Source organism: Bacteroidia bacterium, assembly GCA_023228875.1.
GTDB lineage: Bacteria > Bacteroidota > Bacteroidia > NS11-12g > UBA955 > JALOAG01.
Genome location: JALOAG010000005.1, coordinates 26679 through 39332 on the forward strand (window position 1 = coordinate 26679; position 12654 = coordinate 39332).

The following is a 12654-nucleotide window of genomic DNA, read 5'->3' on the forward strand; positions in this document are numbered from 1 at the left end:
AGTAATGGAGGCAAAGGTAGAATAATGTTCACATTGAGCAACTTTGGCATGAAATTGTGCATCTTTGCAACGTTATTTCATACTTTTATGAGAACACAAAAACAAAATAAATTAATATTGTTTGTACTCATACTCTTAATGGGTATTATGACTCTGCCATTTTCTGTTTTGTCTCAAGGTGAACATACAACTTTGTATAAGTTCAAGCCAAATTGGAAGGATGGTATGGAGATGGTTTGGTTTCACAAAGTAACCAATATGAACACCAATGAAAGAGACATGCCTATTTATATGACAATTGACTCTTTGTATTCTGTTATGAATTTTTCCTACTCAGACTCAAATACGTGGATAGTAAGTATCAGGCATTTTATGAAATATGATGTTCCTAGTAAAACTGCATATTTGGCAACAGTAGAAACATTAAAGAATGCACCCATATTGCTTGAATTTGACAGTTCATTTAACTATATAGGTCTTCAAAATTGGGAGCAATGGCGAGATACTCTTCAGAAGAATTTACGTATCGAGTTTGAAAAGAAAAAGATTGCGTTGAAGACTTACAGTGAATACAGACAACTCTATGAACAACCCGAAGAGGTTGAAAATGTTGTGGTGAATTATTATATACAAATGTTTTCCATCTTTGGCAGAAGTGTCAATTTAGGTGTACTAAATCCGATGGTTGCAGAAATTAAAAATCCTTTTAAGGAAAGAGAATGGCTGACAAAATCAGGTGACGAAGCCTTTTTTAGCTATGGAGACAATACGAATGAAATTGTTCGCACATTTTCTGCAAAATCAGACAAAGAAGATTTTCAGACTTTAGCAGAGGATTATTTTAATTACCTTAGACAAGGTTCTGATATAGAAATATCCATTCCTCCCCCTCGTATTATTTTAGAACGAGATGAAATACATACTTACGATATCAAAATGAATAATCTTAAAGAGTATAGAATGGAAAGCTCCGTGAATATTAATGGAGCAAAAACCTTACTGGAATATAGATTCATTTTGCTCAACATTAGGCAGTAGTCTTTTTCCAGTTTTCCTCTTTTTATTTTGCTGTTCAGGTTGCCAAGCGTTTTCATTAGACACTTCGTAATTGCGGTGTTGGTAGTTTTTGTATTGTTCAATTTTTGCACTCTGCTATTAAAGATAATGCATTGAAAATCAACGAAAAAAATCCATTATTTAGATAGGTTTTAAATTAATCAATTGTTGGCAAAAACATTAATGACTTATAGAAACTGCTCTATATTTGCCCCGAATTTTAGAGCGAAAGAGGTTGTTCTATGTTCATATTATAATTATTACAAGTACTAATGATAAAGCTATCAGACATAATCAAGAATTCAGTTAAGGTGTTTAGCCTTGCTACTTTTTTAATTACAATCGGGTCGTTTTCGGCACATGCACAAGATGCTCCATCCGCAGCCAAAGGAAAAGAGTTATTTGAACAACAAGCTTGTATGGCTTGTCATGCGATTGACAGAGTAGTGATTGGTCCTGCTCTTAAGGATATTACAAAACAAAAGAGTGAAGAATGGTTAATCAAATGGATAAGAAACAACGTGCAATTACGTGAGTCCGGTGATAAGGATGCTATTGCGATTTATAAAGAATACAATCAAGCAGCCATGAACACTTATGAGCACCTGACTGATAATGAAATCAAGTCTATTCTAATGTGGATAGAAGAAGAAAGTGCTCCAAAGGCTACTGCTTCTACAGGAACTGGCGAACCTGATGCACAAGTACTTAAAGGGAAAGAATTATTTGAACAGCAAGCATGTATGGCTTGTCATGCTATTGATAGAGTAGTGATTGGTCCTGCTCTTAAGGATGTTACCAAGCGTAGAAGTAAAGATTGGTTGCATAGCTGGATTCATAATAATGTGAAATTGCGCGAATCAGGCGATGCAGATGCTATTGCTCTTTACAAAGAGTATAATAGTGCTGCAATGAATGTGTATGAGAATCTTACTACCGAAGATATTGATGCCATTTTAGCTTATATTGAATATGAGAGTGTTCCTAAAGTTGCAAAAGAATCAACCGGAGTTAAGGGCGGAGATGCACAAAGTGAGAAAGGTACTTTCTACAACACGACCACATTGTATGTGATAATTGTAATTGCTGCAATACTGCTCATTATTGCAGTTGTTCTTTATAGGATCAGAAGAAAACTATCTAATGTATTAAAAGAGTTTGAAGCTGGTGATCACAAAGAAAAAACAGTTACAGAGTATCTGAAAAATAAATACAACACATCTCGCAGAACAATCAATACTATATTAATTATTGTAAGTGTGGGACTTGTATTAGGAATTTATGGATTCTATTTTGGTGTTACTGAAGTAGGGGTTCAAAGAGGGTATGCACCTACTCAGCCAATTGCATATTCACACGCTTTACACGCAGGAGAATTAAATATTGATTGTCGCTATTGCCACAGTACTGCTGATTATAGCAAGGCAGCAAGTATCCCTTCGTTGAATACATGTATGAATTGTCACGTAGGTGTTCAATTGAGAGATAAATATGATGGAGAAGTATCCCCTGAAATACAAAAAATTTATACTGCATTGGATTATAATCCCGATGCAAAACCGGGGGAACGTTTTGGAAACAACCCCAAAAATATTAAATGGGTGAGGGTACATAACCTACCTGATTTATCATATTTCAATCACTCACAACATGCAAACGTTGCCGGTTTAGAATGTCAGAAATGTCATGGACCTGTGCAAGAAATGGAAGTGATTCAGCAATATGCAACACTTCAGATGGGATGGTGTATTGATTGTCACAGAAATACAGGAGTGGATGTTGAAAATAACGACTATTACGAAAAATTACATGCTTTTGCTAAAAAGGATATTGAGAAGAATGGCGACAAAAGCAAGTACCTGAAAGATGGTAAAGTCAATATCACAATCGCAAACATTGGTGGCTTAGATTGTTCAAAGTGTCACTATTAATCAATTTAATTCAATTAAATAATCAATTTCAAAGTATCTAAATGTCTAATAAAACACAATATTGGAAAGGAGAGGATGAGCTACTCAACACAGCTGAGTTTCAAGCTGATTTGAAAAAAGAATTTAGCGAAGACCTACCTCTAGATGAAGTTCTCTCTGAGAATAATTTTGAATTGTCTTCAAACAGAAGAGATTTCTTAAAATTCTTTGGATTTAGTATTACGGCTGTTGCTTTAGCTGCTTGTAACAAAGCACCTATCAGAAAAGCAATTCCTTACTTGGTAAAACCTGAAGATGTAACACCGGGAGTTGCAAATTATTACAATTCTACTCTGGGTGCAACTTCGGAAGGTTATGGAATTCAAGTGAAGGTTCGTGAAGGACGTCCTATAAAAGTGGATGGCAACCCTAATTCTTTTTCAGGTAAAGGACTTTCTGCTTTAGGACAAGCAAGTATCTTATCGCTGTATGATACTGCAAGACTTCAGAATCCATTAAAAGGAGGAAAAGAAACTGATTGGAAAACTGTTGATGCAGATATTGAAAAGGCATTAGCATCAAGTAAAAGAGTTGCAATAATTTCAAATACCATACACAGTCCTTCTGCTCTTTCAGTAATTAAAAAATTCGCTGAGAAGTATAGTACTGACCATATTACATATGATGCAATTTCTTATAGCGGAATCTTAAAAGCTAATGAAGAAGGATTTGGCAAAGCAGTTATCCCATCTTATGATTTCTCAAAATCTAAGGTGATAGTAAGTTTTGCAGCAGATTTCCTTGGAACATGGATTTCTCCTGTCGAATATACCGGACTTTACACACAAGGAAGACAACCCGGTAAGATGTCCAGACATTATCAGTTTGAATCAAATTTATCGCTTAGCGGCTCAAATGCTGATGTTAGATTCCCAATGAAACAATCCAATGAAGCACTTTATATTGCTACATTGTATAATAAGATAGCTGAGAAAAAAGGTGCAGCTAAAATTCCTGTAACAAGAAATCTAAACCTTGCAGGCAATGTGTTAGATAACGTTGCAAAAGATTTATTGGATAATTTAGGTGCTTCCATTGTGGTGTCAGGCTCTAATGATCCTTATATTCAACAGATGGTCAACGGGTTGAATTTCTTATTAGGTAATTATGGGAACACTATTGATTTGAATAAATGTTCAAATCAATACAAAGGATTAGATGTAAATTTTGACAAGTTTATTTCTGATGCTTCTAATGGTACTTATGATGCAGTTATTTTCTGGGATGCAAACCCGATGTATAGTTTTTACAACGCAGAAAAATTAAAAGGTGCATTATCTAAAATCAAAACTAAAATATCCTTAGCGAGTTTCTTAGATGAAACAGCAGAAGAGGTTGAATATGTGTGCCCTGACAATCATTACCTTGAATCTTGGGGTGATTCTGAACCTAAGAAAGGAAAACTACAAATTACACAACCAACGATTTCTCCGGTATTTAATACACGCCAAGCTGAAGTATCCCTTCTGACATGGATAGGATTAGGTCAAAAACCTGAGAAAGATCCTTTTGCTTCAAAAGAGATTATGGCGCAGAAGTTTGATACATCTATTTATTACACTTATGTAAAGAATTATTGGATTGAAAATATTGCTGGTGTTACTACTGAGGCTGACTTTAACAAAGTATTGCATGATGGGTATTACAATATGCCAAATAGTAACGATGAAGCAATTGCTTTGAGTTACAATGTTGAATTTAGTGCATATGGTCCAATTATTACGAAACTTGTACCCGAAGACAACAATGCAATTGATTTAGTATTGTATCAAAAAGTTGGAATAAGAGATGGTAAATTCTGTGGCAACCCTTGGGTTCAAGAACTACCGGACCCTATTTCTAAAGTTACTTGGGATAACTATGTGGCTATTCCTAAAGCATTGGCAGAGAAGAAAAAAATTCAACAAGGTGATTTGGTTAAAATTACACACAATGGTATAGTGATTGATAAGTTTCCTGTTAATATCCAACCCGGTCAAGCAAATAATACAATTGCTATTGCATTGGGATATGGAAGAAAAGGAAAAGCTGCCGAGAAAGGTGCTTATGAAATAATTGGAAAGAATGCCTATCCTTTTGCACAATTTGTAAATGGTGCAAGACAATGGGTAACATCCGGAGTCCAAATAGAGAAGGTTTCAGGAAATTATGTATTAGCTCAAACTCAAACCCATAACACAATTGAAGGACGTGATTTATTGAGAGAAGCAACCCAAGCAGATTTTGTTAAGAATCCTGCTGCCGGTAATGATATGCCAAGACCACATTTATATGAACTATGGTCTAGACATGAATATAAGCGCGATGATAATCCGGGTCACTATTGGGCAATGGCTATTGACTTAAATGCTTGTACCGGTTGTGGTGCCTGTGTTGTGGCTTGTAGTATTGAAAACAATGTTCCGATAGTAGGTAGAGATGAAGTAAGAAGAAGAAGGGAAATGCACTGGATTAGAATTGACAGATATTTTGCATTTGAAAATGTGAATCATACTGACTACTCAAAAGACCTATTCCTTAGCAGAGATTATGAACCTGAATACGTAACAAAGGAAAAAGGAATTGAAGCATTGGACAGAGCGGAAGCTAAGAAAAGCAATGCAGATTACGCATATTATGAGAGTGTAAAGGTAATGCACCAACCTATCATGTGTCAGCATTGTGATAATGCTCCTTGTGAAACTGTTTGTCCTGTATTGGCTACAACTCATAGCTCTGAGGGATTAAACCAAATGACATATAACCGTTGTATCGGTACTAAATATTGCGCAAATAACTGTCCATTCAAAGTAAGAAGATTCAATTGGTTCAGATATAATGACAATGATAAGTTTGATTTCTTCTTTAATAACGACTTAGGTAAAATGGTAATCAATCCAGATGTTACTGTTAGAACCAGAGGAGTAATGGAAAAATGCTCAATGTGTGTTCAGCGAATCCAAGACGGTAAGTTGAAAGCAAAACGTGAAAGAAGAGAAATGATAGATGGAGAGATTGAAACAGCTTGCCAAAGATCTTGCCCTGCAAATGCTATTGTATTTGGAGACTTAAATGATGAGAAGAGTGAAGTTTCCAAACTATATAGGAATGAACGTTCCTATCACTTGCTTGAAGAATTAAACCTTCAACAAGGTGTTAAATACCTAACCAAAATCAGAAATATTTAATTAAGAAAAATTCATTTAATAAGCAATGAGTCATAATTTAACAACGATACGCCCCCGATTAGTAGCAAGAGATAAGACACTTGCTGATGTAAGTAATGAGATTTGCCGTCCAATCGAAAATAAGCCATCAACTACATGGAAAGTAGGGTTTACCCTTGCTATTATTTTCTTCGGACTTTTGGCATTCACTCTTGCACTTACTACTCTTGTAGGTGTTGGTACGTGGGGATTAAATAAAACAGTTCAGTGGGGTTGGGATATTACAAACTTCGTTTGGTGGATTGGTATTGGACACGCAGGTACATTGATATCAGCTATTTTGCTTTTGTTCAGACAAAAATGGAGGATGTCAATTAACCGTTCGGCAGAGGCAATGACAATTTTTGCTGTATTATGTGCAGCATTGTTCCCATTGTTTCACATGGGTCGTGTGTGGGTAGGTGCTTATTGGGTATTTCCTTTACCAAATGCTTTTGGTTCTTTGTGGGTAAATTTCAACTCACCATTATTATGGGACGTATTTGCAGTAAGTACATACTTCTCTGTTTCTCTTATATTCTGGTATCTTGGTCTTATTCCAGATATTGCTACAATAAGAGACCGTGCCACAACCAAAGGTCGTAAATTTTGGTATAACTTCTTCTCAATGGGTTGGACTGGTTCTACCAGAACTTGGAATAGGTATGAGGTTGTTTCATTAATCTTAGCAGGTATTTCTACGCCTCTGGTATTATCAGTGCACACCATTGTGTCTTTTGACTTTGCTACTTCTGTAGTTCCCGGTTGGCATACAACCATTTTCCCTCCTTATTTTGTTGCAGGTGCCATTTTCTCCGGTTTTGGAATGGTATGTACGCTGTTGATTATTGCACGGAAGGTGTTGAATTATGAAGATTATATTACTATCGGACATCTTGAAGCAATGGCAAAGGTACTTATGCTAACAGGAACTCTTGTAGGTTTAGCTTATATTACAGAATTCTTTGTTGCAGCTTATTCTGGAGTTGAATACGAACAATATGCATTTATAAATAGGGCTACAGGTCCTTACTGGTGGGCATATTGGAGTATGATGACTTGTAACCTTGTTGCCCCTCAGTTCTTTTGGTTTAGATGGGCACGTACTACTCCGTGGTTTATATTTTTCCTCTCAATCGTTGTGAATGTTGGTATGTGGTTCGAAAGGTTTGTAATCATTGTAACTTCACTTCACAGAGAATATCTTCCTTCAGGTTGGGCTTTATATTCACCAAGTTGGGTTGAAATTGGTATTTATCTTGGAACATTCGGAATGTTCTTTACATTCTTCTTTTTGTTTACCAAATTTTTACCGGTTATCAATATGGCAGAAGTGAAAACTATTTTGAAAGACAGCGAATAATCCAAAAACTAAAATTGATTAGAAAACGAAATGATTGATAAGAAATTAAGTTTAAGAAATAGCAAAAATCTACTCTTCGGTATTTTTGAAGATGCAGATGCAGCATTAGAGGTAACACAAACTGTGTATGATAGAGGTGTAAATATTATTGATTGTTATTCACCCTATCCCATACATGGAATGGAAAAAGCAATGGGACTGAAGCGTTCCAGACTACCAATAGGTGCTTTTATTTTTGCCATGACAGGTTTGTCCCTTGCGGTAATATTACAATCCGGTATCATGTATTTTGATTGGCCCATGATTATTGGAGGTAAGCCTTTTGCCGGGTTGCCTTCATGGATTCCGGTAATGTTCGAGTTATCAATTTTATGTACTGCGTTTGGGATTGTTGTTTTATTCTTTATCAGAAGTTCTATGATTCATGGCAAAATTTCTAATGAATTAATTGACCCCAGACAAACCAGTGATAGAATAGTCTTAGCCATGTCGCTGGATGATGAAGGTGTCAACAAGGATGAACTTGTGAAACTATTGTCTGACCTTGGTGCTGTTGAGATTAAAGAGAGAATCAATTTAGAGAATAATGAGTTTGAGGATAAAGTGATTAAATAACGAAACAACGATTAATAGAAACATGAATAAGTATTTTTATATAACATTTTCTTTGGTTGGGTTTGCTGCACTTTTAAGTTCTTGTTCAAAGAGCCGAGGCAACAATCCAGGTGTTGAATATGCCCCAGATATGTATTACGACAAGGGTTATGAACCTTTCAAAGAAAAGGATTCTAACACATTAAATAAATTTGGTTCTAATTTAAGAGAACCTGTTAAAGGGACTATCGCTGTTGGAAAATTAGATTATGCATATCCATTAGAAAATAACGGACAAGGATATGAAGAGTCTGCAACCAAAGTAAATTATCCTGAGAATTTTGTTTTTGATAAAGCACGTGGAGAAAGATTATATAACATCTATTGTTCTCCTTGTCATGGAATAGAAGGACATAATGACGGAAATGTTTTTAAGAAAGTTCCAGGCATTAAACCACCATGGCCAGGTTATGATGATAATTATATCAAAACATTACCTGTAGGTAAAATGTATCACGTAATTACTTATGGTAAAAACAATATGGGAAGCCATGCTTCAGTTCTAACTCCTGAAGAAAGATGGCAGGTTATTGCTCATATTCAAGAGTTGAGTGGAGTTGGTTATCATAAGACAGTTGTCGCAGATCAACCCCTTTCTGATAATGTATCTAATAATAATTGAAAAAATTAAAAATATTTTATTCAAATGGCGCACGGACACAAAATAGAATTAAAACAAGAGTTTTTCTCAGGAAATAAAAAGGCAACAAAGTTCAGTATCATTTTAATTGTTGTAGGTCTATTGCTAACAATTGCGGGTGTAGTTACACTGCCTAAAAACGGTGCATCTCATGAAGGAACTGCAACAGAAACACATCATGACCACCATGATGCAACGGCAACAACACCTCATCTGAACTATTATGGTGATCATCAGGTGAATCATCCATTGCCACCGCCTACACCCGAAGATGCAGGTGCTCATAAACCTTGGTATTCAAGAATCTATGCTAATATCCTTACTAACTCTTATTTCTTTGTCTTGGTAAGTGGATTAGCATTGTTTTTTCTTGCTCTACAATATATTGCAAATGCAGGGTGGACTACCGTATTTAAGAGAGTAATAGAAGCTGTAACAACCTTCCTGCCGATTGCTGCAATCATTATGATTGTAATATTACTGGTTGGTAAAACGGATTTGTATCATTGGGCTCATTATGAACACGAAGGATTAAAACCGGGTGATGTGGGATATGACAAGGTATTGTCCGGAAAATCTTGGTTTTTGAATTCTAGTTTTTTTATTGGTGGTATTGTTTTGATTCCATTAGTATGGATTTTAATTAATAGAAAATTAAGCTCACTATCGTTAAAAGAAGATGCTGAAGGAGGTTTGTTTGCATTCAAAAAGTCAATTCGTTGGTCTGCTGCTTTCAGTGTTTTCTTTGCATTTTCAGTAAGTGTATTAAGCTGGTTAGTTGTGATGAGTATTGATGCACACTGGTATTCTACAATTTTCTCTGTATATAATTTTGCAACAGGTTTTGTTGCTGCACTTTGTGCTATTACATTACTTGTTCTTTATTTAAAATCTATTGGTCACCTTGAATTGGTAACAGATGAGCATATTCATGACTTAGGAAAATTTATTTTTGCTTTTTCTATTTTCTGGGGATACATTTGGATTGCTCAATTTCTTTTGATTTGGTACGCACATATTCCTGAAGAAGTGTATTATTATCAAGTGAGGTTAATGGATCAATGGAAACCGTATTTTTATATTAATACAGTAATAAACTTTGTAGTACCATTCTTTTTCTTGATGACAAGAGATGCTAAAAGAAATCCGAAGTTGTTAGGTTTTGTAGCACTTTTACTATTGTTCGGACACTGGATTGATGTTTACCTGATGGTAATGCCAGGGTCTATTGGTTCATTGGCTAAATTTGGTTTGCTTGAGATAGGTATGTTATTGCTTTTCTCAGGATTGTTTATCTACTTGGTATTGATAGCGTTGACTAAACGTGCTTTAGTCCCAATTAATCATCCTTATCTGGAAGAATCTGCTCACCATAATGTTGGTGTTTAAATTAGAAATTTATCAAACAAAAAGGGTTACAAAATTGTAACCCTTTTTTTATGCACTAATTTGTTATGTTGATGATTGCTTAGGAATATATATTTTCTGAATTAATTCTTCATATTCTTCATCAATATTGCTGTTGGAGGTGATTCCCCCACCGCTCCTAAAGTATTGTTTATCTCCCTTTTGTTCAATAAATCGAATAGCTACAGCACTGTCAATGTCTTTGCCATCAAAAATCCCAAATATCCCGGTATAAAAGCCTCTTTCTGAAATTTCACATTCTTGAATTATATGTATTGTTTTTTGTTTTGGGGCTCCACTGATAGAACCGGCAGGCAATAATTTGAAAATATCCTTTGCAAATGTTGTTTGCCAAGTGGTAGGCAAAGTTCCTTTAATCTCAGAACTGGTTTGCAGTATTTCGTTCTTGATTGTTTTGATTCTATCAATATAGCGATACTTGGTTAGTTCGATGTTGTTTGCAATGAGTGCTAAATCATTTCTCAGTAAATCTACAATTGTATTGTGTTCCCATTCTTCTTTTTTGTTGTTGAGCAAGAGTGCTTCCGCATTTGAAATGCTTGCATCTATTGTACCTTTCATTGGAAAGGTGAAAATTTCATTTGAATGGATTTTAATAAAGCATTCAGGTGAAAAGACAACGAATTGATCTTTGTAAAGTAGCTTGTAGGGCGCAAAAGACAACTGAAATATTTCCTTTAAACTTAATGAAGTTTGAATCTGTGAAGGAAATGTTAGGTTAAGGAGATATGTGTATCCATTGTCTAAGTATTCCTTGACTTTGTTAAAACTCTTTGTGAAAATATCTTTGGATATTGGCTCATCTTCTAAATTGATTGTTTTCGTGATTATATGGTTATGATAGTTAGTCTTCCCTTGTATATCAAAGTATATCCCATGTGCTTTTGCTTCATCTAAAGCGACAACAATACATTTATTACATTCAAAATCAATGATAAATAAACAAGGAATTTTAGCTGTTAAATAATTTGAAAACTGATGTTGAAATTCGTCTAACTGCATGTCGATTATAATGATAAGAAGTTGTTTACTATTTGTTTTCCATAATCAGTCATAAATGATTCGGGATGAAATTGTACGCCATATATATTGAAATGTTTATGTTGTACTGACATAAGAATGTTATCTGAGCTGATTGCTGTTTGAATCAAACAATCCGGTAAAGAATCAGGGTGAATTGCCCAAGAGTGATACAAGCCCACTTCAATCTGTGAAGGAATGTTTGAATAGAGCATAGAAGTGTTGTCCACTTTGATGAGCCTTCTTTGACCATGAATTACTTTTTCCATTCTATACAATTTTGCTCCAAAATATTCGCAAATTGCCTGATGTCCTAAGCAAACACCTAATAAGTCAGTATTGGTATTAATACAATGTTTAATCGTTTGTGCAATCGTTGGGAATTCTGATGAAGTACCGGGTCCGGGGGATAAAATTACCTTTTTGTATTGAAGTAATTGGGTATTTGTTACTTCTGCAGATTTGATGACATCAAATTGGCAATTGGACAATGATCTCAAAAGGTTTACTATGTTGTAGGTAAAAGAGTCATTATTGTCAATTAACAGCGTTTGCATGATTATTTTAAAAAAGGATTTCAGTCTCAACAGCACAATGATCGCTATGATTGTGTTCCGGAAACATGGATGACTGTGCTAAATTTTCATAAAGATTTTCAGAGGCTGCAATGTAATCAATGCGCCATCCTTTGTTTCTGAGTCTTGCTGCGGCTCTATAACTCCACCATGAGTAGTGCTTTGGTTGACTATTAAATCTTCGAAAAGTGTCAATGAATCCTGATTCAAAGAATTTGTCCATCCATTCTCGTTCTTCAGGGAGGAAGCCACTTCTGTTCTTATTCCCTATAGGGTCATGAATATCAATGGGTTTGTGACAAATGTTATAATCTCCACATATCATCAATTTGGGATGAGTTTTCTTGAGTTGCTGTATGTAATTAAAAAAGTATTCTAAAAACTCCATTTTTATTTCTTGTCTGCTATCTCCGCTTGAGCCGGAAGGGAAATACACGCTGATTACAGACACAGAATCAAAATCAGCTCTTAGTACCCTGCCTTCGCTGTCAAAGAGTGTGTGATTGCAGCCATAAGTGAGTTGAGTGGGTTTGATTTTACTTAATATAGCGGTACCGCTATAACCCTTTTTTTGTGCAGGGAACCAAAATCCTTGATAACCAAGTTTGTGGAATTCTTCTAATACTATTTGGTCTTCGGTAGCCTTTATTTCTTGCAAGCATAATATGTCTGGAGACTTTTCTGAAATAAAGTTTGTTAAGCCTTTGTTCATTGCTGCTCTTATACCGTTGACATTATATGTCATTATTTTCATAGCAACAAA

At 35.2% G+C, this 12654-nt stretch carries 10 protein-coding genes; 7 read left to right on the forward strand and 3 right to left on the reverse strand.

The window, feature by feature from the left end; all coding sequences use genetic code 11:
• Positions 1–87 precede the first annotated feature (87 nt).
• From M0R38_06755 to M0R38_06785, 7 genes are all read left to right on the forward strand, one after another.
• A complete protein-coding gene (locus M0R38_06755; GenBank protein ID MCK9481442.1) occupies positions 88–1038 on the forward strand; it encodes a hypothetical protein in 951 nt (316 codons plus the stop codon).
• Between the two features lie 290 nt (positions 1039–1328).
• The gene (locus tag M0R38_06760; protein ID MCK9481443.1) at positions 1329–2987 is read left to right on the forward strand and encodes a c-type cytochrome; all 1659 of its coding nucleotides are present in this window, start codon (positions 1329–1331) and stop codon (positions 2985–2987) included.
• Between the two features lie 41 nt (positions 2988–3028).
• Positions 3029–6193 (forward strand): TAT-variant-translocated molybdopterin oxidoreductase, encoded by a 3165-nt coding sequence (locus M0R38_06765; protein MCK9481444.1) that lies wholly within the window; start codon positions 3029–3031, stop codon positions 6191–6193.
• 25 nt (positions 6194–6218) lie between these two features.
• Positions 6219–7574: a polysulfide reductase NrfD gene (gene nrfD, locus M0R38_06770; protein MCK9481445.1), complete on the forward strand. Its 1356-nt coding sequence runs from the start codon at positions 6219–6221 to the stop codon at positions 7572–7574.
• A 30-nt stretch (positions 7575–7604) separates the two neighbouring features.
• Positions 7605–8189 (forward strand): DUF3341 domain-containing protein, encoded by a 585-nt coding sequence (locus M0R38_06775; GenBank protein ID MCK9481446.1) that lies wholly within the window; start codon positions 7605–7607, stop codon positions 8187–8189.
• A 22-nt stretch (positions 8190–8211) separates the two neighbouring features.
• The gene (locus tag M0R38_06780) at positions 8212–8850 is read left to right on the forward strand and encodes a cytochrome c (GenBank protein ID MCK9481447.1); all 639 of its coding nucleotides are present in this window, start codon (positions 8212–8214) and stop codon (positions 8848–8850) included.
• Between the two features lie 24 nt (positions 8851–8874).
• The gene (locus M0R38_06785; GenBank protein ID MCK9481448.1) at positions 8875–10257 is read left to right on the forward strand and encodes a quinol:cytochrome C oxidoreductase; all 1383 of its coding nucleotides are present in this window, start codon (positions 8875–8877) and stop codon (positions 10255–10257) included.
• Positions 10258–10320: 63 nt separating this feature from the next.
• Here M0R38_06785 and M0R38_06790 read toward each other — a convergent pair whose 3' ends face one another.
• Genes M0R38_06790 through M0R38_06800 form a run of 3 tightly spaced genes read right to left on the reverse strand, consistent with a single transcriptional unit; the run spans position 10321 to position 12645 of the window.
• Positions 10321–11298 carry an aminodeoxychorismate synthase component I gene (locus tag M0R38_06790; GenBank protein MCK9481449.1) on the reverse strand — a complete coding sequence of 326 codons (978 nt, stop codon included), beginning with the start codon at positions 11296–11298 and terminating at the stop codon, positions 10321–10323.
• A gap of 5 nt (positions 11299–11303) precedes the next feature.
• Complete coding sequence (locus tag M0R38_06795) at positions 11304–11873, reverse strand: aminodeoxychorismate/anthranilate synthase component II (protein ID MCK9481450.1); 570 nt, start codon at positions 11871–11873, stop codon at positions 11304–11306.
• A gap of 7 nt (positions 11874–11880) precedes the next feature.
• On the reverse strand, positions 11881–12645 hold the full coding sequence (locus M0R38_06800) for an exodeoxyribonuclease III (GenBank protein ID MCK9481451.1): 765 nt from the start codon (positions 12643–12645) through the stop codon (positions 11881–11883).
• Positions 12646–12654: the final 9 nt, after the last annotated feature.

Excerpts from the sequence above, each read along its gene's own strand:
- M0R38_06755 (MCK9481442.1), top strand. The coding sequence starts at position 88 with ATGAGAACACAAAAACAAAATAAATTAATATTGTTTGTACTCATACTC.
- M0R38_06760 (MCK9481443.1), top strand. The coding sequence starts at position 1,329 with ATGATAAAGCTATCAGACATAATCAAGAATTCAGTTAAGGTGTTTAGC.
- M0R38_06765 (MCK9481444.1), top strand. The coding sequence starts at position 3,029 with ATGTCTAATAAAACACAATATTGGAAAGGAGAGGATGAGCTACTCAAC.
- nrfD (MCK9481445.1), top strand. The coding sequence starts at position 6,219 with ATGAGTCATAATTTAACAACGATACGCCCCCGATTAGTAGCAAGAGAT.
- M0R38_06775 (MCK9481446.1), top strand. The coding sequence starts at position 7,605 with ATGATTGATAAGAAATTAAGTTTAAGAAATAGCAAAAATCTACTCTTC.
- M0R38_06780 (MCK9481447.1), top strand. The coding sequence starts at position 8,212 with ATGAATAAGTATTTTTATATAACATTTTCTTTGGTTGGGTTTGCTGCA.
- M0R38_06785 (MCK9481448.1), top strand. The coding sequence starts at position 8,875 with ATGGCGCACGGACACAAAATAGAATTAAAACAAGAGTTTTTCTCAGGA.
- M0R38_06790 (MCK9481449.1), bottom strand. The coding sequence starts at position 11,298 with ATGCAGTTAGACGAATTTCAACATCAGTTTTCAAATTATTTAACAGCT.
- M0R38_06795 (MCK9481450.1), bottom strand. The coding sequence starts at position 11,873 with ATGCAAACGCTGTTAATTGACAATAATGACTCTTTTACCTACAACATA.
- M0R38_06800 (MCK9481451.1), bottom strand. The coding sequence starts at position 12,645 with ATGAAAATAATGACATATAATGTCAACGGTATAAGAGCAGCAATGAAC.